The sequence below is a fragment of the Vogesella oryzagri genome (genome assembly GCF_040148885.1).
Lineage (GTDB): Bacteria > Pseudomonadota > Gammaproteobacteria > Burkholderiales > Chromobacteriaceae > Vogesella > Vogesella oryzagri.
In genome coordinates this window covers 1-24042 of sequence record NZ_JBEFLD010000005.1, presented here as the reverse complement: position 1 = coordinate 24042, position 24042 = coordinate 1, and the positions used below count along the sequence as shown (strand labels likewise).

General features: G+C 65.0%; 24 protein-coding genes. 21 read left to right on the top strand and 3 right to left on the bottom strand.

The annotated features are described in order from the left end of the window. Positions 1-17: 17 nt before the first annotated feature. The 19 genes from ABNW52_RS10155 (at position 18) to ABNW52_RS10065 (ending at position 19246) form a co-directional block, all read left to right on the top strand. Positions 18-1115 (top strand): DegT/DnrJ/EryC1/StrS family aminotransferase, encoded by a 1098-nt coding sequence (locus ABNW52_RS10155; protein ID WP_349587192.1) that lies wholly within the window; start codon positions 18-20, stop codon positions 1113-1115. Beyond that, on the top strand, positions 1116-1466 hold the full coding sequence (locus tag ABNW52_RS10150; protein ID WP_349587190.1) for a DUF3147 family protein: 351 nt from the start codon (positions 1116-1118) through the stop codon (positions 1464-1466). It abuts the gene before it with no gap. Continuing rightward, a complete protein-coding gene (locus ABNW52_RS10145) occupies positions 1463-2755 on the top strand; it encodes a lipopolysaccharide biosynthesis protein (protein ID WP_349587188.1) in 1293 nt (430 codons plus the stop codon). The genes ABNW52_RS10150 and ABNW52_RS10145 overlap by 4 nt, the downstream gene beginning before the upstream one ends. After that, entirely contained in the window at positions 2748-3272 is a 525-nt protein-coding gene (locus ABNW52_RS10140) for an acyltransferase (protein WP_349587186.1), read from the top strand. The genes ABNW52_RS10145 and ABNW52_RS10140 overlap by 8 nt, the downstream gene beginning before the upstream one ends. After that, complete coding sequence (locus ABNW52_RS10135; protein ID WP_349587183.1) at positions 3266-4492, top strand: DegT/DnrJ/EryC1/StrS family aminotransferase; 1227 nt, start codon at positions 3266-3268, stop codon at positions 4490-4492. Before ABNW52_RS10140 ends, ABNW52_RS10135 begins: the two co-directional genes overlap by 7 nt. After that, positions 4489-5571: a glycosyltransferase family 4 protein gene (locus tag ABNW52_RS10130; RefSeq protein WP_349587180.1), complete on the top strand. Its 1083-nt coding sequence runs from the start codon at positions 4489-4491 to the stop codon at positions 5569-5571. The genes ABNW52_RS10135 and ABNW52_RS10130 overlap by 4 nt, the downstream gene beginning before the upstream one ends. 17 nt (positions 5572-5588) lie before the next feature. Then, positions 5589-6692 carry a glycosyltransferase family 4 protein gene (locus tag ABNW52_RS10125; protein ID WP_349587177.1) on the top strand — a complete coding sequence of 368 codons (1104 nt, stop codon included), beginning with the start codon at positions 5589-5591 and terminating at the stop codon, positions 6690-6692. A gap of 12 nt (positions 6693-6704) precedes the next feature. Beyond that, complete coding sequence (locus ABNW52_RS10120) at positions 6705-7406, top strand: DUF1345 domain-containing protein (RefSeq protein WP_349587174.1); 702 nt, start codon at positions 6705-6707, stop codon at positions 7404-7406. Positions 7407-7476: 70 nt separating this feature from the next. Continuing rightward, positions 7477-8706, top strand: coding sequence for a glycosyltransferase family 4 protein (locus ABNW52_RS10115; RefSeq protein ID WP_349587172.1), 1230 nt, complete (start codon positions 7477-7479; stop codon positions 8704-8706). Positions 8707-8808: 102 nt separating this feature from the next. Beyond that, the gene (locus ABNW52_RS10110) at positions 8809-9849 is read left to right on the top strand and encodes an acyltransferase family protein (protein WP_349587169.1); all 1041 of its coding nucleotides are present in this window, start codon (positions 8809-8811) and stop codon (positions 9847-9849) included. A gap of 118 nt (positions 9850-9967) precedes the next feature. After that, on the top strand, positions 9968-11131 hold the full coding sequence (locus ABNW52_RS10105) for a DegT/DnrJ/EryC1/StrS family aminotransferase (RefSeq protein ID WP_349587167.1): 1164 nt from the start codon (positions 9968-9970) through the stop codon (positions 11129-11131). Beyond that, positions 11131-11781 (top strand): sugar transferase, encoded by a 651-nt coding sequence (locus ABNW52_RS10100; RefSeq protein ID WP_349587164.1) that lies wholly within the window; start codon positions 11131-11133, stop codon positions 11779-11781. The genes ABNW52_RS10105 and ABNW52_RS10100 overlap by 1 nt, the downstream gene beginning before the upstream one ends. A gap of 9 nt (positions 11782-11790) precedes the next feature. After that, a complete protein-coding gene (locus tag ABNW52_RS10095; protein ID WP_349587161.1) occupies positions 11791-12150 on the top strand; it encodes a GFA family protein in 360 nt (119 codons plus the stop codon). Between the two features lie 27 nt (positions 12151-12177). Then, the gene (locus ABNW52_RS10090) at positions 12178-14064 is read left to right on the top strand and encodes a polysaccharide biosynthesis protein (protein ID WP_349587159.1); all 1887 of its coding nucleotides are present in this window, start codon (positions 12178-12180) and stop codon (positions 14062-14064) included. Between the two features lie 268 nt (positions 14065-14332). Beyond that, positions 14333-15646: a dicarboxylate/amino acid:cation symporter gene (locus ABNW52_RS10085; protein ID WP_349587156.1), complete on the top strand. Its 1314-nt coding sequence runs from the start codon at positions 14333-14335 to the stop codon at positions 15644-15646. 102 nt (positions 15647-15748) lie between these two features. Beyond that, a complete protein-coding gene (locus tag ABNW52_RS10080; RefSeq protein ID WP_349587154.1) occupies positions 15749-16660 on the top strand; it encodes a LysR substrate-binding domain-containing protein in 912 nt (303 codons plus the stop codon). Between the two features lie 171 nt (positions 16661-16831). Next, the gene (aspA, locus tag ABNW52_RS10075; protein WP_349587151.1) at positions 16832-18235 is read left to right on the top strand and encodes an aspartate ammonia-lyase; all 1404 of its coding nucleotides are present in this window, start codon (positions 16832-16834) and stop codon (positions 18233-18235) included. A 107-nt stretch (positions 18236-18342) separates the two neighbouring features. Next, entirely contained in the window at positions 18343-18825 is a 483-nt protein-coding gene (locus tag ABNW52_RS10070) for a GNAT family N-acetyltransferase (RefSeq protein ID WP_349587150.1), read from the top strand. Between the two features lie 52 nt (positions 18826-18877). After that, complete coding sequence (locus ABNW52_RS10065; protein ID WP_349587148.1) at positions 18878-19246, top strand: hypothetical protein; 369 nt, start codon at positions 18878-18880, stop codon at positions 19244-19246. Between the two features lie 67 nt (positions 19247-19313). On the opposite strand, the gene ABNW52_RS10060 is transcribed toward ABNW52_RS10065, so the two are convergent. Beyond that, positions 19314-19667 carry a YggL family protein gene (locus tag ABNW52_RS10060; RefSeq protein ID WP_349587145.1) on the bottom strand — a complete coding sequence of 118 codons (354 nt, stop codon included), beginning with the start codon at positions 19665-19667 and terminating at the stop codon, positions 19314-19316. A 75-nt stretch (positions 19668-19742) separates the two neighbouring features. Beyond that, complete coding sequence (gene ubiD, locus ABNW52_RS10055; RefSeq protein ID WP_349587142.1) at positions 19743-21218, bottom strand: 4-hydroxy-3-polyprenylbenzoate decarboxylase; 1476 nt, start codon at positions 21216-21218, stop codon at positions 19743-19745. A 149-nt stretch (positions 21219-21367) separates the two neighbouring features. Between ubiD and ABNW52_RS10050 the strand changes: the two genes are divergently transcribed. Further along, positions 21368-21967: an OmpW/AlkL family protein gene (locus tag ABNW52_RS10050; protein WP_349587140.1), complete on the top strand. Its 600-nt coding sequence runs from the start codon at positions 21368-21370 to the stop codon at positions 21965-21967. A 123-nt stretch (positions 21968-22090) separates the two neighbouring features. Beyond that, positions 22091-23185, top strand: a complete 1095-nt coding sequence (locus ABNW52_RS10045) for a VanZ family protein (RefSeq protein WP_349587138.1) — start codon at positions 22091-22093, stop codon at positions 23183-23185. Here the strand turns inward: ABNW52_RS10045 and ABNW52_RS10040 are convergent. Continuing rightward, entirely contained in the window at positions 23159-23788 is a 630-nt protein-coding gene (locus ABNW52_RS10040; protein ID WP_349587136.1) for a pyrimidine 5'-nucleotidase, read from the bottom strand. The genes ABNW52_RS10045 and ABNW52_RS10040 overlap by 27 nt on opposite strands. Between the last annotated feature and the right edge of the window lie 254 nt (positions 23789-24042).

The window sequence follows — 24042 nt, the reverse complement described above, 5'->3', positions numbered from 1 at the left end:
CTGTTGAGAGTGACACCATGTCTATCCAGTTCATCGATCTGAAAGCGCAGTACCAGCATCTCAAGGCCGACATTGACGCCCGCATCCACGCGGTGCTGGATCACGGCCAGTACATCATGGGGCCGGAGGTGAAACAGCTGGAAGAGCAGCTGGCGGCCTATACCGGCGCCAAACACGCGATCGGCGTCTGCGACGGCACCAAGGCGCTGCTGATCGCGCTGATGGCGCTGGGCGTGCAGGCCGGCGACGAGGTGATCACCACCCCGTTCACCTTCATCGCCACCGGCGAGATGATCGCGCTGCTGGGCGCCAAGCCGGTGTTTGTCGACATCGATCCGCTGACCTACAACCTCGACCCGGCGCTGCTGGAAGCCGCCATCACGCCGCGTACCCGCGCCATCATGCCGGTCAGCCTGTATGGCCAGTGTGCCGATTTCGCGGCCATCAACGCCATCGCCGAAAAACACGGCATCGCGGTGATCGAGGACGGCGCGCAGAGCTTTGGCGCCAGCCAGCACGGCAAGCGCTCCGGCAACCTGTGCACTATCGGCACCACCAGCTTCTTCCCGTCCAAGCCGCTGGGCTGCTACGGCGACGGCGGCGCGGTGTTCACCAACGACGACGAACTGGCGAAGAAAATGCGCGAGATCCGCGTGCACGGCCAGGACCGCCGCTACCACCACCCGGTGATCGGCCTCAACGGCCGGCTGGATACTATCCAGGCCGCGGTGCTGCTGGCCAAGCTGCCGAGTTTCCCGGCCGAGGTTGAGGCGCGCGCACGCATCGGTGCGCGCTACAGCGCGCTGCTGGCGGAGGTGGCACGGGTGCCGGTGATTGCCGCCGGCAACAGCCACGTCTACGCGCAGTACACCATCGAGGTGGACAACCGTGAAGCGGTACAAAAGGCGCTGCAGGAGCTGGGGGTGCCGACCGCGGTGCACTACCCGATCCCGCTGCACCTGCAGCCGGCATTTGCCGATCTGGGGCAGGGCGCGGGCAGCTTCCCGCTGGCCGAGGCCGCCGGCCGCCGGGTGATGAGCCTGCCGATGCACCCGTTCCTCGATGAAGCGACCCAGGATGCCATCGTCGCCGCGGTGAAAAAGGCGCTGGCCTAAGTGGCGTATCTGGCGTTCAAGTACCTCGTTTCCGCCGCCATGGTGGTGCTGGTGTCGGAGCTGGCCAAGCGCAGCGACAAGCTGGGCGCGCTGCTGGCGTCCTTGCCGCTGGTGACGGTGCTGACGCTGATCTGGCTGCAGCTGGAAAAACAGCCGGCGGCCAAGGTGGCTAACCACGCCTGGTATACCTTCTGGTACGTACTGCCAACGCTGCCGATGTTCCTGCTGTTTCCCTGGCTGCAGGGCCGGCTCGGGTTCTGGCTGGCGCTGGGTGCCAGCGCGCTGCTGACCATGCTGCTGTTCGCGTTGTTTGCCTGGTTGCTGCGCCCGTTCGGGATTCAGCTGCTATGAATATGCAGGCGCTTGTGCGCCGGCTGACGGCCGGCGGTTTTGCCCGCAACGTGGCCACCCTGGCCAGTGGCGCCGCGCTGGCGCAGGCGCTGCCGCTGCTGTTTGCGCCCTTGCTTACCCGCCTGTACTCGCCGGCCGATTTCGGCCTGCTGGCGGTGTTCGTTGCCTGGCTGTCCAACCTGGCGGTGATCGCCACCGCGCGTTTCGACATGGCGGTGGTATTGCCGAAAAGCGATGTCGAGGCGGCGCAACTGATGCGGCTGTCGCTGCTGATCAACACGGTTTTGCTGCTGCTGTGCCTGCTGCTGTTCTGGCCGTGGCACGACGCCATCGCCACGCTGTTGCAGGCGCCGGCGCTGGCGTCGTGGCTGCCGCTGCTGCCGCTTGGCGTGTGGCTGGCCGGTAGCGTGGCGGCGTGGACGGCATGGAATAACCGTCAGCGCCGCTATGCGGCCAACGCGCAGGGGCGGGTAGCGCAGTCGCTGGGGGTGTCGCTGCTGCAAGTGGCGGCCGGCTGGTCCGGGCTGGCGGCTGGCGGCCTGATCGTATCGCAATTGCTGGGGCAGGCCATTGCGCTGCTGGCGCTGGCACGCGCCGATATCGCGGCGCGGTTTGCCAGCCTGCGCGGCCATGCGCCGCAGGCGCTGCGGGCGGTGGCGCGGCGCTACCGCGAGTTCCCGCTGGTGAATACCCCGCACGCCTTCGTGGTGGCGTTTCAGGATTCGCTGATGCTGGCCATGCTCACCGCGCTGTCCGGCGCCGGCATCGTCGGCCAGTATGCCTTGGTGCTGCGCGTGCTCAAGCTGCCGGCGGCGCTGGTGGGGCAGGCGGTGGCGCAGGTGGTGTTCCGCGATCTGGCCGAAGCCGCCGCCAGCGGCCGCGCGCTGTCCGGCCTGCTCAAGCGCGCGTTGCTGATTCTGGCGGCGTTGTCGCTGCTGCCGTTCGGCGTGCTGGCGGCGTGGGGCGGGCCGTTGTTTGCGCTGGTGTTCGGCTCGGCCTGGCACGGTGCCGGGCAGATCGCCGCGCTGCTGGCGCCGTATTTTGCCGCCGCGTTCATCGCCGGCCCGGCCTTCATGGTGCCGATGGTGATCGGCCGCCAGCGCGCCTCGTTCGTGTTTGTGCTGATCGGCGTGGTGGTCAATCTGGCGGCCTTTGCCGCGGTGTATCTGGCCAGTCGCGATGCCATGCAGGCGTTCGCGCTGATGTCGGCGGTGATGACTGTCTATTTTGCGGCCTACGTGGCGTGGGTGTTCCGCCTGCTGGGCCGCCGGGAACTGGTACATGCTTAATCGACTGCTGCTGCTGTTGTGGCGCTGCTGGCTGCAGCTACGTGGCGCCAAGTTGGCCGCATCGGCGCGGGTGAATCCATCGGTCAAAGCCCGTCCTGCGGCTTTGCAGCTGGGGGCACATGCCCGCCTGTACTGGGGCGGCGAGGTGCTTAGCCATGGCGCCGGCGGCCTGCAACTGGGGGCGCACAGCCACCTGGCGCCGCATTACTACTGCCTGCTGGGCGCGAATCGGCTGCGCTTTGGCGATCACGTCGCCGTCGGTCCGCGCTGCATGTTTTTCTGCCACAGCAACGGCATTCCCGCCGATGCGCCGGCGACGCCGTTTAGCGACTGCCATGTCGATGGCGACATCAGCGTCGGCAATAATGTGCTGATCGGCGCCGGCTGCATCGTGCTGCCCGGGGCGCGCATCGGCGACAACGTGGTGGTGGGCGCCGGCAGCGTGGTCAAGGGCGTGCTGGAAAGCGGCTGGGTGTATGCCGGTGCGCCGGCCAGAAAGGTGAAACCGTTGTGTTGACTGCCAATTCGCTGACCTTCAGCCGTTTTCTGCTGGCGCTGCCCGGCGTGCTGGCCGGCCGGCGCTACCAGCGGCGGGCGTTGAGCCGCGAGCTGGCCGCCTTGCTGCAGGTGGAGGACAGCCGCATCGTGCTGTACGACAGCGGCCGCGCCGCCTTTGCCGCGCTGCTGCAGCTGCACGGCGTGGGGCCGGGTGACGAGGTGATCGTGCCGGCTTTCACCTGCGTGGTGGTGCCCAACCAGGTGCCGCCCAGCGGCGCCACGCTGCGTTTCGTCGACATCCAGCGCGGCAGCCTGGGTTACGACTGGCAGATGCTGGACATCGCCATCCGCCGCAACACCCGCGTGGTGGTGGTGCCGCACAATTTCGGCATCGCCTGCGAGGTGCCGACCTGGCTGCGCGAGAAGCACCGCCAAGTGCGCTTCGTCGATGACGCCGCCCACGGCTTTGCCTCGCGCTGCGATGGCCAGTGGCTGGGCAGTTATCACGACGGCGCTTTCTTCAGCTTCGAATATTCCAAGAATCTCACCGGCGGCATTGGCGGCTTTGCGCTGCTGCCCGCCGGCGCCTACCTGCCGCAGCCGGCGCTGCCGGAAGTGTCCTGCCTGGACCAGTGGCGCTTGCTGGCGACGCTGAAGGCGCACCTGCTGTCTACCCGCTGGCCGCTGCTTGGCCGCCTCACCATGGCGCTGGTGCGCCGGCTGGGGCTGGTGTACCGCTCCGGCGATCACGAGGTAGTCGACGGCGCTGCGCATCCGGCGCGCGAGCTGCCGCTGCTGTCGGCGGTACTGCTCCGCGCGCAGCTGGCGCGGCTGCCGGCGACGCTGGCGCACAAGCAGCAGCTGGTGACGCGCTATCAGGCCGCCCTCGGCGCGGTGCCCGGCATCCAGCAGTGGCCGGCCGCGGCCGATTGCCACTGGGTGCGTTACCCGTTTGCGCTGCCGTTCCACGTGGTGGACAAGGCGCGGCTGGCGCGCGAGCTGTCCGCCGCCTGCGGCCTGAACATCGGTGTGTGGTTCGACGACGTGATCCATCCGGCCGGCTCCTTCCGCCACGGCTATGCCGCCGGCAGTGCGCCGCATGCCGAGACGCTGGCGGCCAGCGTGTTCAACCTGCCGGTCAACATCAACCTCGCCGTGGATGGCGCGCTGGAACGCAAGCTGCAACGCCTGCAGCAGGCGCTGGCCCGCTTGCTGCGCGAGCAGAAGGAGTCGGCATGAAACTGCTGCTGATCGGCTCGGCCTCGGTGCATACCTTTCGCTACCTGGCCGGCATCGCGCCGCATGTGGATGAAATCCACCTGGTGACCAGCGGCCCGCTGCCGGCGCGCTACCATGCGGCCAACGTTGGCCGCGTGCTGCAGGTGGATTTCAGCCTGCGCGCGTTGACTACCGCCAGCAAGATCGCCGCGCTGATCGCCGCGGTGCAGCCGGACTTGGTGCACGTGCACCAGGCCAACAGCGTGGCCTGGCACGCGCGCCGCGCGCTGGCCGGCAAGGCTCTACCGTGGGTGCTCACCACCTGGGGCTCCGACGTGCTGCTGCTGCCGCAACAGAGCCGGCTGATGAAACGCATGGTGGCGGCCAACCTGGCGGCCGCCAGCGCGGTGACCAGCGATTCGCTGCACATGGCGGCGGTATGCCGCCAGCTGGCGCCACTGCAGCGCATGGCGGTGCTGAATTTCGGCATGGACCAACTGCCGCCGGCGCCGGACATCGCCGCCAAGCCGCTGCAGGTGCTGTCCTGCCGCCTGCACAAGCCGCTGTACCGCATCGATGCCATCGTGCGCGCCTGGGCGGCGGTGGAGGCGGATGCCCGCTTTGCCGGCTGGCGCCTGACCGTGGCCGCCAGCGGCAGCGAGACCGAGGCGCTGCTGCAACTGGCGCAGTCCTTGCAGCTGACGCGGGTGGAGTTCACCGGCTTTGTCACCCCGGAGGTGCTGGCCGGGCTGTACCGCGATGCGCGGCTGTTTGTCAGCGTGCCGCAGAGCGACGCCACCAGCATCAGCCTGCTGGAAGCCATGGGCCACGGCTGCCTGCCGCTGCTGTCCAACCTGCCGGCCAACCTGGAGTGGGTGCTGGACGGCGTCAACGGCGCCATCGTCGAGGACGTGGGCCGGCTGGGCGATGCGCTGAAAGCCCAGCTGCTGCGCGCCGCCGATGACCGCCAGCTGGCCGCTGCCGTAGCGCTCAACCGCCGGCTGGTCAGTGACAAGGGCCTGCAGCAGGCCAATATGGCGCGTTTTGCCGCCATCTACCATGAATTGCTGGTGTGCCGCGGCGACACCGCGGCGCACTGAAGCAGGAAAGCATAGACATGAAAATCGCCCATCTCACCAGCGCCCACCCGCGCCACGACATCCGCATCTTCGTCAAGGAGTGCGCCACCCTGGCCGCTGCCGGCCACGAGGTGCACCTGATCGTCGCCGACGGGCTGGGCGACGAGATCAACCGCGGCGTGCGGCTGCATGATGTCGGCGCCAAGAGCGGCGGCCGGCTGGCACGCATGACCGGCACGGTGAAGCGGGTATACGACAAGGTGCTGGCGCTGATGCCGGAGGTGGCGCACTTTCACGACCCGGAGCTGATCCCCGCCGCGCTGCGCCTGCAGCAGGCCGGCATCAAGGTGGTGTACGACGTGCACGAGGACGTGCCGCGCCAGGTACTGGCCAAGCACTGGATTCCGGGCATGGCGCGACCGTGGGTGTCACGCGGGGTGGAAACGCTGGAGGACTACGCTGCGCGCCGTTTCGACGCCATCGTCGCCGCCACGCCGGTGATCCGCCAGCGCTTCGAACGCGCCGGCGCCCGCCACGCGGTGGACGTGTGCAACTACCCGATTCTGGAGGAGCTGGTGCGCGATACGCCGTGGGCCAGCCGCCGCAACGAGATCTGCTACCTGGGCGGCATCAGCCGCACCCGCGGTATCGAGCCGATCATCGCCGCCTTGCCGGACACCGACACCCGCCTCAACCTGGCCGGCATCTGGAGCGAGCCGGAGCTGAAGGCGGCGCTGCAGCGCGAGGCCGGCTGGAGCCGTGTCAATGATCTGGGCGTGCTGGACCGCGCCGGCGTGGCCGCGGTGCTGGCGCAGAGCAAGGTAGGGCTGGTGACGCTGCTGCCGACGCCCAGCTATGTGGAATCGCTGCCGATCAAGCTGTTCGAATACATGGCCGCCGGTATGCCGGTGATCGCCAGCGATTTCCCGCTGTGGCGTGGCATTGTCGAGGATGCCGGCTGCGGCCTGCTGGTCGATCCGCAAGACCCGCACGCCATCGCCGATGCCGTCGCCGAACTGCTGGGTGACGATGCCCGCGCCCAGGCGATGGGCAATGCCGGCAAGCGCGCAGTGCAGGCCAAATACAGTTGGGCGGCCGAGGGCGACAAGCTGCTGGCACTGTATCGCCAGCTGGCGGCGTAAACGGGAGGCGTGATGACGGCGGCCAAGCCCAAACCCCATCGCCCGCACGCGGCCTTGCCGCTGCACATGCTGCTGGCACGGCCGCGGCTGCTGTCGGCCGGCCTGCTGGGGCTGGCGGTGGCGTGGCTGGTGCAGTTCCAGTCGCTGCTGCCGCTGCATACCATGACGGCGTTCATGCTGGGCTGGAACGCCGGCGCGCTGGTCTACCTGCTGTTGGCCGCGCACATGATGTACGGCGCCAGCGAGGTGCATATCCGCCGCCAGGCGCTGCGCGAAGACGTGGGCCAGCGCACCATCCTGGCGCTGGTGGTGTGTTCGTCGATCACCTGCCTGCTGGCGATTGCGCTGGAGCTGTCGGCGGCGCGGCAGCTGCACGGCGCGCTGCGCGCCAGCCATGTGGCGCTGGCGGCGCTCACCATCCTGACGTCGTGGCTGTTCACCCAGACCATGTTCGCGCTGCACTACGCGCATACCTACTTTGTCGGTCTGGCGCGCGGCGCGCCGGCGGCCTTGCAGTTTCCGGGCGATGACACCCCGGACTACGGCGACTTTTTCTATTTTTCCGCGGTGATCGGTACCTCGGCCCAGACTGCTGATGTCAGTCTGGCCACGCGGCAGATGCGGCGCATCGGTACCGTGCATTGCATCCTGTCCTTCCTGTTCAACACCACGGTGCTGGCGCTGATGATCAACATCCTCGCCGGCATGTTGTAGCCGCAGGGCAGGCCACGTCACACAGCGCGCCGGCCTGGGCCGGCGCTAAACCAATTCAGAAAGCAGTAACTTGCGCATTCTCTACATCAATCACTACGCCGGCAGCCCGCGGCACGGCATGGAGTTCCGCCCCTACTACCTGGCGCGCGAATGGGTGAAGGCTGGGCACGAAGTGCACATGCTGGCGGCGGACTACTCGCACCTGCGCCAGCACAATCCGACGCTGGCGGCCAACTATGTCGACGAGGACATAGCCGGCATCCGCTACACCTGGTGCAAGACGCCGAAGTACGAAGGCAACGGCCTGAAGCGGGTGATCAACATCTTCCGTTTCCTCGGCCGGGTGATGGGCCTGTCCGGGCGCTACCTCAAGGAGTGGCGGCCGGACGTGGTGATCGCCTCGTCCACCTACCCGCTGGATACCGTGCCGGCGGCCTTCATCGCCGGCAAGACCGGCGCCAAGCTGGTGTACGAGGTGCACGACCTGTGGCCGCTGACGCCGGTGGAAGTGGGCGGCATGAGCCCGAAGCACCCGTTCATCCGCCTGCTGCAGTGGGCGGAGGACTTCGGCTACCGCAAGGCGGACACCGTGGTGTCGATGCTGCCGTGCGCGAAGGACTACATGACTGAGCACGGCATGGCGCCGGAAAAATACGTGGTGATTCCCAACGGTGTGGACGTGGCCGAGTGGCAGGGCGCCAGTGAGCCGCTGCCGGCCGAACACCGCATGCGACTGGCAGAGCTGAAAGCCGACAAGCGTTTCATCGTCGGCTATGCCGGCGGCCACGGTCTGGCCAACGCGCTGGACTTCCTGCTGCAGGCGGCCAGCCTGCTGCCGGCGGACGCCGGCCTGCACATCGTGCTGGTCGGCGACGGCCCGGACAAGGCGGCGCTGCAGGCACAGGCACAGCAGCTGGGGCTGGGCAATGTCAGCTTCCTGCCGGCGATTCCCAAGCGCGCGGTGCCGGCCTTTCTGGCCGAGTGTGACGCGCTGTACATCGGCTGGCGCAAGCTGCCGATCTACCGCTTCGGCATCAACCCCAACAAGCTGTTCGACTACCTGATGGCCGCCAAGCCGGTGCTGCACTCGGTAGAGGCCGGCAACGACATGGTGCTTGATGCCGGTGCCGGCATCAGTGTCGGCGCGGAAGACCCGGCGGCCATCGCCGACGGCCTGCGGCGCATGGCGGCACTGACGCCGAACCAGCGCGGGCGCATGGGCGCCGCCGGCAAGGCGTACGTGCTGGCCAAGCACGACTACGCGGTGCTGGCCAGACGCTTTTTGCAGGGCATCCGTTAAGGCTGCGGCCCGAGTCGGCCGCCAGGTATAGACATTGCCGCGGCGACGGCAGCGCAGCGCAAATAGCACGGTCAACGTTGGCCGCATCACACAAGGACAGGTATGAACCAGCAACAACACCTCCGTTTCGACTTTGCCGACGGCCTGCGCGGGCTGGCCATGCTGGCCGTGGTGCTGTTCCACTACACGCAGATCTTCTGGCAGCGCCGCGACCGCATCGGCGAGGTGATGCACCTGCCGCCGCTGGACGGCTACCACGGCGCTTCCTTCGTGCTGCCGTTCAACCTCGGCGCGGTGGGGGTGGGGCTGTTCCTGCTGATCTCCGGGCTGCTGATCCCGCTGTCGCTCACTCGCATGGGCGTGGTGCGTTTTGCGGTGTCGCGTTTTTTTCGTATTTATCCCACCTACTGGGCCGGGCTGGCGCTGACTGTAGGCGCGCTGTGGCTGGCCTCCCTGCTACCGGATGGCGAGTTCGACGTGACCCGCGCCGACGTACTGGGCCACGCCAGCATCGCGTTCCAGGATTGGCTGGGCGGGCGCAACATCGACCCGGTGATGTGGACGCTGAAGGTGGAACTGTGGTTCTACGCCATGCTCGGCGCGGCGTTCACGCTCAGCGGCCGGCGCATCAAGTGGGCGATCTGGCTGCTATTGCCGCTGGTGGTGTGGCTGTGCCAGTTGGCTCCGTCCAACGGTTTACAGACCATCGTCTGCTACTTTCCGCTGATGTTCGCCGGCTGCTGGCTGTACTTCTACCAGACCGGGCAGGCCGGCAAATGGGAAACCGTGCTGCACTTCCTCGCCATGCTGGGCCTGTTCGTGTGGGTGAGCAACTGGGGCTCGGTAGAGTTGTACGCCAGCTACGGCATCGGCGTGGCGTTGTTCGTCGCCGGCGCGCTGTGGCCGCGGCTGGTCGCCGCGCCGTTGCTGACGCGGGTGGCCGGTGTCAGCTACGCCTGGTACGTGTGCCACTCGGTGGCCGGTTACGCCATCCTGTTCGCGCTGGCACAATACGGCACCCCGTGGTGGCTGATGGTGGCCATCGCGCTGGTGGCTACCTGGTATATGGCCGTGGCCATCAACCGCCTGGTGGAGCTGCCGACGCAGAAGATCGGCAAGCAACTGGCTGACAAGCTCAAGTAGGGCGGAAGCCGCCGCGCGGCGTTCCGCCGACACATGGCATGAGTGACGCGGCCAACGTTGGCCACAAGAATGATGAACCGGCTGGTGTTGCCGGCCGGAATGAACGAAAGACAAGACAATGGCTGAACAGAAGTTTCTCCCGTTTGCACTGCCGGATATCGGCGAAGACGAAATCAACGAAGTGGTCGACGCGCTGCGTTCCGGCTGGGTAACCACCGGCCCCAAGACCAAGCAGTTCGAGGCCGATTTTGCGGCGTTTATCGGTGACGGCGTGGAGGCGATTGCCGTCAACTCCGCCACCGCCGGCCTGCACCTGGCGCTGGAAGCGGTAGGGGTGAAGGAGGGCGACGAGGTGATCGTGCCGTCCTACACCTTTACCGCTACCGCCGAGGTGGTGCGCTATCTGGGCGCCCATCCGGTGATCGTGGACGTCGATCCGGTGACGTTCAACATCCGCCCGGAGGCGATCCGCGTCGCGATCACGGCCAAGACCCGCGCCATCATGCCGGTGCACTTTGCCGGCCTGGCCTGCGACATGGACGCGATCATTGCCATTGCCCGCGAGCACGGCCTGAAGATCGTCGAAGACGCCGCTCACGCCATGCCCACCTACTACAAGGGCAAGCTGATCGGTACGCTGGATTCCGATGTGACGGTGTTCAGCTTCTACGCCAACAAGACCATGACCACCGGCGAGGGTGGCATGGTGGTATCCAAAAACAAGGACATCATTGCGCGCTGCAAGGTGATGCGCCTGCACGGCATCAGCCGCGACGCCTTCGACCGCTACACCTCCAAGACCCCGGCCTGGTACTACGAGGTGGTCGCCCCCGGCTACAAGTACAACATGCCGGACACCGCCGCGGCGATGGGCATCCATCAGCTGAAGAAGATCAACGCCTTCCTGAAGAAACGCGAAACCTTGGCCGCACGCTTCGACGCCGAGCTGGCCGACCTGCCGCTGATTCTGCCGGCGCGCCCCACGGAGGCCGGCAGCAATCACGCCTGGCACCTGTACCCGGTGCGCCTCAAGCCGGAAGCCGGCATCAGCCGCGATGACTTTATCGTGCGCATGGCCGAGCTGGGCATCGGCTGCTCGGTGCACTTCATCCCGCTGCACCGCCAGCCGGTATGGCGCGATGGCTACAGCCTCAAACGCGAAAGCTTCCCGGTAGCCGATGCCGCGTTCGAAGCCGAGGTGACGCTGCCGCTGTACACCCGCATGACGGACGACGACCAGAGCCGCGTGATTGCCGCCGTGCGCCAGCTGCTGGGTAAGTAATGAGCGAGATGCCTGATAATCTGCGGCCAACGTTGGCCGCATCCCACGGCTCGCCGCTGCTGAAGCGGCTGTTTGACCTGCTGGCGGTAGTGGCCGGGCTGTGGCTGCTGTGGCCGCTGCTGCTGCTGATCGGCCTGTGGGTGAAGCTGGATTCGCCCGGCCCGGTGTTCTTCCGCCAGCTGCGGGTAGGGCGCGGCGGCCGGCTGTTCCGCATCCACAAGTTCCGCACCATGCGCATCAATGCCGAGGCCGCCGGCCAGCTGACGGTGGGCGCGGACAGTCGCGTTACCCGCGCCGGCCACATCCTGCGCAAGACCAAGCTGGACGAACTGCCGCAATTGCTGGACGTGCTGTACGGCGACATGAGCCTGGTCGGCCCGCGCCCGGAAGTGCCCAAATACGTGGCGCATTACCCGGCCGCGGTGCGCGACATTGTGCTGTCGGTACGCCCGGGCATTACCGACTGGGCGTCGATCAGGATGATCGACGAGAACCAGATCCTGGGTAAGGCTGCCGACCCGGAACGCGCCTACATCGAGCAGGTGTTGCCGGAAAAGCTCGGCTATTACCTGCGCTATGCGCAAAGCTACACCTTGGCCGGGGATGTGCAGATCATCCTCGCCACCTTGCTGAAGATCATTACCCGCTGAGGGGGCGCCATGAGCCGACCGGAACAGACTTATCGCGGCAGCTGCCATTGCGGCGCGGTGCAGTTCGAGATTCGCAGCGATTTTCCCGAGCTGACTATGTGCGACTGCTCGCTGTGTCGCAAGAAGAACGCGCTGATGGTGAAGGTGCACGAGAGCCAGTTCCGCCTGCTGGCCGGCGCGGACAGCTTGAGCGAGTACCAGTTTCATACCCATACCGCACGGCATTTCTTCTGCAAGGTGTGCGGTATTTACCCGTTTCATCGCAAGCGCGTGACGCCGGACAATTTCGGCATCAACGTGTGTTGCCTGGACGACTTTGATCCGAGCGGCATCCCGCTGCGCCAGGCCATCGGCGCGGCGATGCCGTGAATGGCGGAACCCATTACAAGAGCTGACATGCTGGACAAACTGCTTTCCTTCTCGCGCCATCACAAGATGGCGCTGCTGATGCTGCTGGATGCGCTGCTGTTGCCGCTGGCGCTGTGGAGCGCGGTGCTGCTGCGCCTGGGCGGCAACTGGGACCCGAAACTGGATGCCTACCTGTGGATTTTCGCGGTGCCGCCGCTGTGGGTGCTGCCGATCTTCATCAAGCTGGGGCTGTACCGCGCGGTGCTGAAGTTTCTGGACGACCGCATCGTGTACACCGTGTTCGTCGGCGTGTCGCTGTCGGTGCTGCTGTTGATGGCGGTGATCTTGATGGCCGGCATCGGCGCCTTTCCGCGTACCTCCATCATCATCTTCTGGGTGTTCGCCATTGCCTACATCGGCGGCAGCCGCTTCCTGCTGCGCGGGGTGGTGCGCCGTATCGATGCGTTGGATGCGCCGCGGCGGCCGGTGGTCATCTACGGCGCCGGCCGCGCCGGCCTGCAGCTGATGGCGGCGTTGCAGGAAGGGCGCGAGTACCGGCCACTGGCGTTTGTCGACGACAACCCGCAGCTGTGGGGCCGCACCTATCGCGGTCTGATGGTACATGACCCGCAAACGTTGGCCGCACTGCTGGCCGACACCGCGGCCGAGCTGATCCTGCTGGCGATACCATCGGCCAGCCGTGGGCGCCACCGCCAGATTCTGGAGCAGCTGGAAACCCTGCATGTGCCGATCAAGCGCCTGCCGGGCATGGCCGACCTGGTGTCCGGTGAGGTGCGGGTGGACGAGCTGCGCGAGGTGGATATCGAAGACTTGCTCGGCCGCGACCCGGTGCCGCCGCGCGGCGAGCTGCTGGCGGCCAACATCACCGGCAAGGTGGTGATGGTCACCGGCGCCGGTGGCTCCATCGGCTCCGAGCTGTGCCGCCAGATCGTCAAGCAGCAGCCGGCGCGCATCGTGCTGTTCGAGCTGACCGAGTTCGCGCTGTACAGCATCGACCAGGAGCTGGCGCGGATGGCGCCGACGGTGGAGCGGCTGCCGGTGCTGGGCAATGTTACCGACCTGGCGCGGCTGACTTCGGTGATGCGGGCGTTTGCGGTGGACACCGTGTACCACGCCGCCGCCTACAAGCATGTGCCGATGGTGGAGCACAACCCGGTGGCCGGCATCGTCAACAACGCCTTCGGCACCGATACCTGCGCGCAGGCGGCAGAAGACGCTGGCGTCGCCACCTTCGTACTGATTTCTACCGATAAAGCGGTGCGGCCAACCAATGTGATGGGTGCCACCAAGCGGCTGGCGGAGCTGGCACTGCAGGCGCGCCACGCCGCCGGCAGCCGTACCCGCTTCGTGATGGTGCGCTTCGGCAATGTGCTGGGCAGCTCCGGCTCGGTGGTGCCGCTGTTCAAGCAGCAGATTGCCAACGGCGGCCCGGTGACGCTGACGCACCCGGACATCACCCGCTACTTCATGACCATTCCCGAAGCGGCGCAACTGGTGATCCAGGCCGGCGCGATGGGGCAGGGCGGTGACGTGTTCGTGCTGGACATGGGCGAGCCGGTGAAGATCATCGATCTGGCGCGGCGCATGGTGCACCTGTCCGGACTTGAGGTGCGCGACGAGCAGCATCCGCACGGCGATATCGAGATCCGCTGCACCGGGCTGCGCCCGGGCGAGAAGCTGTACGAGGAGCTGCTGATCGGCGACGGCGTGCTGGCCACCGATCACCCGCGCATCATGCGGGCGCAGGAATACCACCTGCCGGCCGACGAGCTGGGGCGCCATCTGCAAACGTTGGCCGCCGCCTGCCAGCAGCTGGATGCCGCCCAGGCGTTTGCGCTGCTGCAGGGCGTGGTGCATGAATTCAAGGCCGCGGCGGCCACGGCCGACTGGGTGAGCCAGGCCGGCAGGGGCTGATGGTGCCGCGTGTGTCGCTGTGGTCTTCTCGCACCCCGTCGCATGCCGACGGGGTTTTTTGTGGCAATAGGGAAAACGGAGGGCTGGCAAGCGCAGCGTTTTCTGCTTTAATCCCACCCCTTCACGACGGATGTCGACAGCGTCCGCGATGAAGGCCGGTCCCCGCCGGCAATACAGGCCTCCAAGAAGGCCAACGATAATGAGCGGCAACGACCGGTCAGCGCACTACAAAGGAGGTTTTCAGTGACGACAGCACAGGGAAACCACCGTGAAAATCAACCGACTTACCGCAATGATCCTGGCCGCCATGGTGCTGGGTATTGCTGCTGGCTACGGCTGGCGTGAAATGGCTGGCAGCCCGGAGGCCATTACCGCCTTCGCCGACCAGCTTTCCATTCTGACCGACATCTTCCTGCGCCTGATCAAGATGATCATCGCGCCGCTGGTGTTCTCCACCCTGGTGGTGGGCATCGCACGCATGGGCGACTCGGCCACCGTTGGCCGCATCGGCGCCAAGACCATGGGCTGGTTCGTGACCGCGTCGTTCGTGTCGCTGTCGCTGGGCCTGATCATGGTGAACCTGCTGAAGCCGGGCGTGGGCCTGAGCCTGCCGCTGCCGGACGTGACCGCCAGCTCCGGCATCGAGAAGGGTGCGCTGACGCTGAAGGACTTCATCGGCCACCTGATTCCCAAGAGCGTGTTCGATGCGCTGGCCAAGAACGAAATCCTGTCCATCGTGGTGTTCTCGGTATTCTTCGGCACCGCCGCGGCCGCCGTCGGCGACAAGGCCCGTGGCCTGATCGACGCCATCGACGCGGTGGCGCACATCATGCTGAAAGTCACCGGCTACGTGATGAACTTCGCGCCGTTTGCGGTGTTCGCGGCGATTGCCAGCATGGTGGCCAAGGAAGGCCTGGGCATCCTGTCCACCTACGGCAGCTTCATGGCGCAGTTCTACCTGACGCTGGGCATGCTGTGGACGTGTCTGCTGCTGATGGGTAGCGTGTTCCTGGGGCGCCGCGTGTTCGAACTGCTGGCCGCGGTGCGCGAGCCGGCGCTGCTGGCGTTCTCCACCGCCAGCTCCGAGGCCGCCTACCCCAAGACGCTGGATCGCCTGAAGCGCTTCGGTTGCAGCGACCGCATCGCCAGCTTCGTGCTGCCGATGGGCTACTCGTTCAACCTCGATGGCTCGATGATCTACTGCACCTTTGCCAGCATCTTCATCGCCCAGGCCTACGGCATTAACCTGTCGCTGTCGCAGGAAATCACCATGATGCTGATCCTGATGGTGACCTCCAAGGGCATGGCCGGCGTGCCGCGCGCCTCGCTGGTGGTGATTGCCGCCACCCTGGCGCAGTTCAACATCCCGGAAGCCGGCCTGCTGTTGCTGCTGGGCGTGGATCACTTCCTGGACATGGGCCGTTCCGCCACCAACGTGCTGGGCAACGCTATTGCCGCCAGCGTGGTAGCCAAGAGCGAAAATGCGCTGGGTGCCGCCCAGCCGGAGCTGGACGAGGACGACGATATCGATCCGGAACCGCGTCAGGAGCTGGAGCCGGCGTACGCCAAGCAGCAGGCCTGATCGCCGCTGCCTGCCGCCGCACCAGACAGCCGCCTACGGGCGGCTTTTTTGCGTCTGGCGTGCAGTGGTGTAGCATGCGGCCAACTTGTGCTGGAGTGCCCGATGGATACCCGTTGGCTGGAAGATTTTCTGCTGCTGGCCGAAACCGGCAGCTTTACCCGCTCGGCCGAGCTGCGCCACCTGACGCAGCCGGCATTCTCGCGCCGCATCAAGGCGCTGGAGAGCTGGCTGGGCGCCGATCTGATCGACCGCACCACCTGGCCGACACAGCTGACGCCGGCCGGCGAGATGCTGCGCGAAAAGGCGCGCCTGCTGGTGGGCGAGCTGTCGTCCACCCGCAGCCAGCTGCGTGCGCTACAGGCGGCCGATGCCGCCACGCTGACGCTGGCGGTGCCGCACACGCTGTCGTTCGGCTTCGTGCCGCGCTGGCTGGCGGAAGAGCGCGAGTCGGTCGGCGACATCGCCTGGCGCCTGCTGGCGCACAATGTGCACGATGCGGTGGTGGCGCTGGCGGAAGGCCACGCCGACCTGATGCTGTGCTACCACCATCCGCGCCACCCGGTGGAGCTGCCGGGCGACCGCTACCAGGCGTTGGTGTTGGGCAGCGAGACGCTGCGGCCGTTCACCCGCCAGCTGGCGGACGGCACCGCGGAATGGCAGCTGCCGGGTGAGGCGCGGCTGCCGATCCCGTTTCTGGCCTATGGCCCCAATGCCTACTTCCACCGCATGGTGGAGCTGATCCTGGAGCGGGTGCCGCAGCCGGCGGTGCTGCAGCAGTGCTTCGAAACCGATATGGCCGAGGGGCTGAAGGCGATGGTGCTGGAAGGGCACGGCATCGCCTTCCTGCCGCACAGTACGGTACAGCGCGAACTGGCCGGCGGACAGCTCGCGCTGGCCGGCGACGACGACTGGTCACTGCAGATGGAGATCCGCGTCTACCGTGATGCGCGCCGCGAGCTGCCGGCACTGGATGGTTTATGGCAAAGGTTGGCCGCACGCTATCCGGCGGTGTAGCACATAGATAGCCTGCAGATGGCCGCGCGATGCGGCCATTTTTGCGTCGGCAGCCGGCGCGTTTGCGGATCATGCAAGTCTTGCATGGGGCAATCGGCATTCGGAATTGGCGGCGTGTCGGCGGGCGGCGCTACAGTGCGCGGCATCCAAACCACGCAAGAGAGCGCCACCATGTCCATCCGTCTGGAACACGATCTGCTCGGCGACCGCGAAGTGCCGGCGCATGTTTACTGGGGCGTGCATACCCTGCGTGCCATCGAGAACTTTCCCATCACCGGGCAGACTATCGCCAGTTACGGTGATCTGATCCGTGCGCTGGCGGTGATCAAGCAGGCGGCGGCGCAGGCCAACCACCAGCTGGGGCTGCTGAGCGACCACCACAAGGACGCTATCGTGCTGGCCTGCGAGGAAATCCGCGCCGGCAAATTGCATGACCAGTTCGTGGTCGACGTGATCCAGGGCGGCGCCGGCACCTCCACCAATATGAACGCCAACGAGGTGATCGCCAATCGCGCGCTGGAGCTGCTGGGCCACGCCAAGGGTGAGTACCAGCAGCTGCACCCCAATGAGCACGTCAACATGGGGCAGAGCACCAACGACGTGTATCCCACCGCGCTGCGGCTGGCCACCTTCTGGGGCGTGCAGCGCCTGCTGGCGGCCATGGCCCGGCTGCGCGATGCCTTTGATGACAAGGCCGACGAGTTTACCGACGTGCTGAAGATGGGCCGTACCCAGCTGCAGGACGCGGTGCCGATGACGCTGGGGCAGGAGTTCCGCACCTATGCGGTGATGCTGGGCGAGGACGAGCAGCGGTTGTACGAGGCCAGTGCGCTGATGCTGGAAATCAACCTGGGTGCCACCGCCATCGGCACCGGCATCACCGCCCACCCGGATTACACGCCGCTGGTGTGCGAGAAACTGTCGGCGCTGACTGGCCTCGCGCTGGAGACCGCACCCAACCTGATCGAGGCCACTCAGGATTGCGGCGCCTTCGTGCAGCTGTCCGGCGTGCTCAAGCGCGTGGCGGTAAAGCTGTCCAAGAGCTGCAACGACCTGCGCCTGCTGTCGTCCGGCCCGCGTGCCGGCCTGGGCGAGATCAACCTGCCGGCGCGGCAGGCCGGCTCGTCCATCATGCCGGGCAAGGTGAACCCGGTGATTCCGGAAGTGGTGACCCAGGTGGCGTACGAGGTGATCGGCAACGACATGACGGTGACCATGGCGGCGGAAGCCGGCCAGCTGCAGCTCAATGCCTTCGAGCCGGTGATCGCCTACAGCCTGTTCCGCAGCGTCAGCCACCTGGCCAATGCCTGCGACACGCTGCGCGACAACTGCGTGGTGGGCATCACCGCCAATATCGACTACCTGCGCGACAGTGTGCACCGCTCGGTGGGGCTGGTGACCGCGCTCAACCCCTATATCGGCTATGCCGCCGCCACCGAAGTGGCGACCGAAGCACACCAGACCGGCTGCAGCGTCTACGACATCGTGCTGCGCCGTGGGCTGCTCACCCAGGCGCAGCTGGACACCGTGCTGCAACCGGCGGCGCTGACCAGCCCGCGCTGGCTGCAACTGTAGATTTACCCTCCCTCTCTGTAACGTGAAGAAGCTTGGCCGCGGCGTCGCAAGATGCCGCGGCATTTTTTTGCTTCTGTTAGGCTGGCAACGATGAGTGGGGAGAGAGCATGGACAAGCTTGCATGCCGCTTGGCCGGGCCGGCGGATGTGGACATCCTGCACGCACTGTTGCAGGCGGCGTTTGGCCCGCTGCAGGCGGTGGTGTCCAGCCGCCCGACGGCGCTGGATGAGGATGCGGCCACGCTGACACAGCGGCTGGCGCAGGGGCAGTTGTTCGCCATCGGCGAGCTGGAGGGCAGGGCGGTGGCGACCGCCTGCCTGTTGCCGACCGATTGCGCCGGGGTGGCAGAGATCAAGCGGGTGGCGGTGTTGCCGCAGTGGCAGGGCCACGGCTGCGGCCAACAGTTGCTGGCCTGGCTGGAGCCGCTGGCGCAAGCGCACGGTTATGCGCGGCTGCGGCTGTCGATCCGTCGCAAGCTGCCGGGCAACCTGGCGTTCTATCTGCGCTGCGGCTACGTGCGTAGCGGCGAAGAGCCGCATCCGCGGGCGCCGGACGATGCCATCGTGTGGCTGGAAAAAGAGCTGGTCTGAGCGCGGCGGGTGGGCTATACCACGATTGTTGCATTGCACAATCGGGGGTGCCATGGCTGCTCTGTTGCGGGAAAGGGTTGCAGCGTTACCGGATGCCTGGCTGCGTTGCCAGCGGGCGCAGCGGCAAAGCTGGCAGGCCTGGCATCGCGCGCAAGGGCTGAGCTGCGCGCATCTGTGGCTGGATGCGGCCAACGGCAGCGATGACTGGCCGCGCTGGCAGCAGCAGCTGCGGCGCCACTGGTTGGCGCTGGGCTACGATTGCTTCGATGCCGGCATGCACTACTGGGCGCAGCTGCTGGCGGTGCCGCGTCCGGCACGGCTGTTGCGGCCACTGTGGCGCTGCGGCCAACGTTGCGTGGCGGCCTGCCACCGACACGGTAGCGACGGTCTGCTGGGGTATGCACGGCAGGCGTTGCGCTAGCTGCGACGTCCACATGAAAAACGGCTCCCGCGGGAGCCGTTTGCTATGCAGCTGGTAGGCCGTCGGCTTACCAGTGGCTGTGCCACACGTCCATCAACTCGCCGGCCTGCAGCTGGGTGATTTCCTTACGGCCCTGCAGCCAGGCCACCAGCGCGGAGCGCAGCTCGGCGGTAATCGTCGCGGCGCCAACCGGGAACACGATGCCGTCCAGTTCGCCCTGGTTGTAGTGGCCGCCAAAGCTCACGCCTTGTGCATCCACGGCTTCCAGCCAGTCGTTCAGGAACGCGTCGCTGGCGGCTTCGTCGCAGCTCAGTGTGGCGACTACGGTAAAGCCCAGTTCCTGGAATTCGCCGACGCGCAGTTTTTTGCGCTGGCGGCTGTTCAGGCGTTTCAGGCGGTTACGGGAGTTGGCGTTGGTCATGGTGTGAAACTCTTTCAGAAATCAGAAGCGGCATGATAACAGCGGCGGCCGGGTCTGGCCGCCACTTTCCGGTGCTCACAGCCCCAGTTGCTGCCACAGCCCATCCACGCGCTGGCGAGTGTCGGCATCCATCACGATGGGGGTGCCCCACTCACGGTTGGTCTCGCCCGGCAGCTTGTTGGTGGCATCCAGCCCCATCTTGCCGCCCAGCCCGGAAATGGGGCTGGCAAAGTCCAGGTAGTCGATCGGGGTGTTGTCGATCAGCGTGGTATCGCGCACCGGGTCCATGCGGGTAGTGATAGCCCAGATCACTTCCTTCCAGTCGCGGGTGTTCACGTCGTCGTCCACCACCACGATGAACTTGGTGTACATGAACTGGCGCAGGAAGCTCCAGCAGCCCATCATCACGCGCTTGGCGTGGCCGGGGTACTGCTTCTTGATGCTGATCACCGCCATGCGGTAGCTGCAGCCTTCCGGCGGCAGGTAGAAATCGACGATCTCCGGAAACTGCTTCTGCAGGATGGGCACGAACACCTCGTTCAGTGCCACACCCAGCACTGCCGGCTCATCCGGCGGCTTGCCGGTATAGGTGCTGTGGTACACCGGGTTCTCGCGCATGGTGATGCGGTCGATGGTGAATACCGGGAAGCTGTCCTGTTCGTTGTAGTAGCCGGTGTGGTCGCCGTACGGGCCTTCCATCGCCATGTCATTCGGGTGAATGTGGCCTTCCAGCACGATTTCGGCACTGGCCGGCACTTGCAGGTCGGAACCGATGCATTTCACCAGTTCGGTGCGGCTGCCGCGCAGCAGGCCGGCAAACTGGTATTCGGACAGCGTGTCCGGCACCGGCGTCACCGCGCCCAGGATGGTGGCCGGGTCGCAGCCCAGCACCACCGCCACCGGGTAGGGCTTGTCCGGGTTGGCCGCACGGAATTCGCGGTAGTCCAGCGCGCCGCCACGGTGCGCCAGCCAGCGCATGATCACGCGGTTGCGGCCTATCACCTGCTGGCGGTAGATGCCCAGGTTCTGCCGCTTTTTGTGCGGGCCGCGGGTAACGGTCAGGCCCCAGGTGATCAGCGGTGCCACGTCGCCGGGCCAGCAGTGCTGGATAGGCAGGCGGGCCAGATCGACCTCGTCGCCTTCCCACACGATGTCCTGGCACGGCGCCTTCTTGACTTCCTTCGGCGCCATCGACAGCACCTGCTTCAACAGCGGCAGCTTGTCCCAGGCATCGCGCAGTCCCTTGGGTGGCTCCGGCTCCTTCAGGTAGGCCAAGGTCTTGCCGATTTCGCGTAACTCCATCACGTCAGACGCGCCCATGCCCATTGCTACCCGTTTGGGGGTGCCGAACAGGTTGGCCAACACCGGGATGTCATAGCGTTTGTCGCCCTGTTGCGGCTGCTCGAACAGCAGCGCCGGGCCGCCGGCCTTCAGCACGCGGTCGCCGATTTCGGTCATTTCCAGGTGCGGCGATACCGGCACCTGAATGCGCTTGAGTTCGCCTTGCGATTCAAGCTGGGACATGAAGTCCCGCAGGTCGTTGTATTTCATGTTGCTTTCATGATCTAGCGCAAAAAGCCCTTGGCAGCGCAGGGTTAAGCTTTCTCCAACGTCGCAAGCTACTGTCCGCTTACTGGCAAGTCAACCGCTGGCAGTGGCTGCGCACAGTTCGACTGTCTGCTAAATGCTTGGAGATAAATATGAAAAAGTTCGCCATTGCCGCTCTGGTTGCTGCGCTGTCCAGTTCCGCTTTTGCTGCCCAGGGTGACATCCTGGCTCGCCTGCGCATCATCAATGTGAGCCCGGATGTGAAGACGGATCAGACCTTGGCAGCCGTACATGTTGATGTAGATGACCAGACCGTACCGGAACTGGACTTCACTTACATGATCACCAACAATATTGGTGCCGAGCTGATCCTTGGCACTGCCCGTCATGAAGTGACCTCCGACCTGGGGTCGCTGGGTAAGATCAACCATCTGCCGCCGACCGTTACCCTGCAGTATCACTTCAACCCGGAAGGTCAGATTCGTCCGTACGTAGGTGCTGGTGTCAACTACACCCGCTTCTACAAGAACGATCTGCAATTGCCAAATGGCACCAAAATTGATGTAGATAGCAATAGCTGGGGTGGCGCACTGCAGGTCGGTACCGACATCGCTATCAACAAGGACTGGTTCGTTAACGTTGATGTGAAGAAGATTTACATCAAGACCGACGTAAGTGCTGGTGGCAGTGATCTGGGTACCCTGAAAATCAATCCGTGGGTATTCGGTGTAGGTATCGGCACCAAGTTCTAATTTGGGGCTAGCTGTATTTATCTGAAAGGGGCGCTGTGGCGCCCCTTTTTGCCGTTACTTCCTTGTGCCAGCACAGGGGGCTGGGTATCCTTGCCCGGTTATTTCTCCGGAATGAATCTGGCGATGGCCGCCTTTCCCGCTCGCGCGTCTCATAGTCATGTGGCGCTGTATGCCGCACTGATCAATGCGGTCATCATCGTCTTTCTTAGCCTGTATCCCTTTTCCGGTTGGAGCTATAGCGGGCGCCCGCTGTTTGAGTTCCTGTTCTATCCACTGCCTTACTACACCCGGCTGTTTGATAATGCGGCCAACCTGCTGATCTACATTCCCTACGGTTTCAGTCTGGCGTTGTTGCTGGTGCCGCGCTGGTTTTCACTGCTGCTTGCCCTGCTGGTTGCGGCGCTGACCAGCATCAGTGTCGAATTTCTGCAGGAGTTCCTGCCGACGCGCATTGCTTCCAATCTGGATGTGCTGTGCAATCTGGCGGGGGCATTGCTCGGGGCGGTACTGGCGGTTTCTCCCTGGCTGCGTAAGCACTGGCATCATCTGTGGCAGTGGCGTCGCCGTCATTTTGTTGCCGGCAGTGCGGTCGATTACGCGCTGCTGGCGATGGGGCTATGGTTTCTTACCCAGCTTAACCCCGCGTTGCCGCTGTTCGGGGTGGTTGCCTACCCGCAAGGCCTGCCACAACCGTATCTTTCACCACTGGAAAACCCGCGGCTGTTCCTGTTTCTGCTGGAGGCCGGCGGGGCTGCCAGCAATATGCTGGCCGTCTGTCTGTTCATTACCTGTTTTGTTGCCAACAAGGCAGAACGCGGCAAGTTCATTTTCCTGCTGCTGCTGTCGGCCTGGCTACTCAAGTTGCTGGCTGCCGGTGCGTTGCTCAAGCCGTTTGCATTTTTTCAGTGGGTAAATCCGCATCTGATAACCGGCTGGGCTGCCGGCTTTCTACTGTCCTGGTTGCTGGCTCGATGTAGTCGCATGGTGCAGACATTCCTCGCGATTCTTGCGCTGGCCATTGCTCAGACTGCCGCCGTGTTATGGCCGCTGGGCGGTGTTCAGGCCGATTTCCTGTCTTTGTTCCGCTGGCCGTACGGGCATCTGCACAATATGAGTGCGCTAGTGGACTTTCTGTCCGACCTGTGGCCAGCGACAGCATTGCTGTGTCTGGGGCTTGGCCTGTGGCAACAGTTAGCGGCCAAGTGGCAGCGTCGCTAGCTGTCGCAAATCGGTAATGCGCCAGTCTACCCAGCTCGGTTTGCGTAGTGTCGGGCTGATCCACACTGTCTGCATGCCCAGGCGTTTCGCCGTTCTAAGGTTGGCCGCAGTATCTTCAATCATCACACAGTTGCCGGCAGCCAGGCCGGCATCGCGCAACACCCGGTGATAGCCACTGCTGTGCGGCTTGGGCTGGTAGTCCAGTGCTTCCATGCCGTAGCAGCGGCTAATCAGATGTCCGATCCCCAGGTGGGCGGTAATGGCTTCTACATAATGTTGCGGACCATTGGAAAATACCCACTTGCGACCAGGTAGGCTGCGCAGCAACTGTGGTAAGCGATTGCTGTAATTGATCCAGGGCAGCAGCTCGTCCATGTCGTGGGTGAAACGCAGAAAGTGGTCTGCCGATACGTGGTGATGGCGCACCAGCCCACCTAAGGTGGCGCCGTAACGACGCCAGTAATGTGTGCGTAGCAGATTGGCCTGCTGCAGGTCATAGCCAAGGTACCGCACGATATAGTCGGTCATGCGCTGGCTAATACGTGGAAATACGGCATGGCCGGCGTGATGCAGCGTCTCATCCAGATCAAATAGCCAGTTCATCAATATTGTTTACGTCATCAAAAATCAGAATGCGCAGTGTAGCGCGGTCAGATTAACGGTGTGGCGGTGTTTTTGTATTTATTCAAATCAATAGGTTAGCGAATTTGTGCAATTTTCTTCGCTTCCCGGTGTTGACGGGTGTGGGTTGGCTGGGTATAGTTCGCCTCCTCTGCTGACGACGCAACGAAACGAAGTCAGCCCGCTCTTTAACAAAACGAATAACCGATAGGTGTAAGTGCCTGGCGAGCCAGACA

Coding starts and splice junctions, on each gene's coding strand:
- ABNW52_RS10155 (WP_349587192.1), top strand. CDS start 18: ATGTCTATCCAGTTCATCGATCTGAAAGCGCAGTACCAGCATCTCAAG.
- ABNW52_RS10145 (WP_349587188.1), top strand. CDS start 1,463: ATGAATATGCAGGCGCTTGTGCGCCGGCTGACGGCCGGCGGTTTTGCC.
- ABNW52_RS10140 (WP_349587186.1), top strand. CDS start 2,748: ATGCTTAATCGACTGCTGCTGCTGTTGTGGCGCTGCTGGCTGCAGCTA.
- ABNW52_RS10130 (WP_349587180.1), top strand. CDS start 4,489: ATGAAACTGCTGCTGATCGGCTCGGCCTCGGTGCATACCTTTCGCTAC.
- ABNW52_RS10125 (WP_349587177.1), top strand. CDS start 5,589: ATGAAAATCGCCCATCTCACCAGCGCCCACCCGCGCCACGACATCCGC.
- ABNW52_RS10120 (WP_349587174.1), top strand. CDS start 6,705: ATGACGGCGGCCAAGCCCAAACCCCATCGCCCGCACGCGGCCTTGCCG.
- ABNW52_RS10110 (WP_349587169.1), top strand. CDS start 8,809: ATGAACCAGCAACAACACCTCCGTTTCGACTTTGCCGACGGCCTGCGC.
- ABNW52_RS10105 (WP_349587167.1), top strand. CDS start 9,968: ATGGCTGAACAGAAGTTTCTCCCGTTTGCACTGCCGGATATCGGCGAA.
- ABNW52_RS10100 (WP_349587164.1), top strand. CDS start 11,131: ATGAGCGAGATGCCTGATAATCTGCGGCCAACGTTGGCCGCATCCCAC.
- ABNW52_RS10095 (WP_349587161.1), top strand. CDS start 11,791: ATGAGCCGACCGGAACAGACTTATCGCGGCAGCTGCCATTGCGGCGCG.
- ABNW52_RS10090 (WP_349587159.1), top strand. CDS start 12,178: ATGCTGGACAAACTGCTTTCCTTCTCGCGCCATCACAAGATGGCGCTG.
- ABNW52_RS10080 (WP_349587154.1), top strand. CDS start 15,749: ATGGATACCCGTTGGCTGGAAGATTTTCTGCTGCTGGCCGAAACCGGC.
- aspA (WP_349587151.1), top strand. CDS start 16,832: ATGTCCATCCGTCTGGAACACGATCTGCTCGGCGACCGCGAAGTGCCG.
- ABNW52_RS10070 (WP_349587150.1), top strand. CDS start 18,343: ATGGACAAGCTTGCATGCCGCTTGGCCGGGCCGGCGGATGTGGACATC.
- ABNW52_RS10065 (WP_349587148.1), top strand. CDS start 18,878: ATGGCTGCTCTGTTGCGGGAAAGGGTTGCAGCGTTACCGGATGCCTGG.
- ABNW52_RS10060 (WP_349587145.1), bottom strand. CDS start 19,667: ATGACCAACGCCAACTCCCGTAACCGCCTGAAACGCCTGAACAGCCGC.
- ubiD (WP_349587142.1), bottom strand. CDS start 21,218: ATGAAATACAACGACCTGCGGGACTTCATGTCCCAGCTTGAATCGCAA.
- ABNW52_RS10050 (WP_349587140.1), top strand. CDS start 21,368: ATGAAAAAGTTCGCCATTGCCGCTCTGGTTGCTGCGCTGTCCAGTTCC.
- ABNW52_RS10045 (WP_349587138.1), top strand. CDS start 22,091: ATGGCCGCCTTTCCCGCTCGCGCGTCTCATAGTCATGTGGCGCTGTAT.
- ABNW52_RS10040 (WP_349587136.1), bottom strand. CDS start 23,788: ATGAACTGGCTATTTGATCTGGATGAGACGCTGCATCACGCCGGCCAT.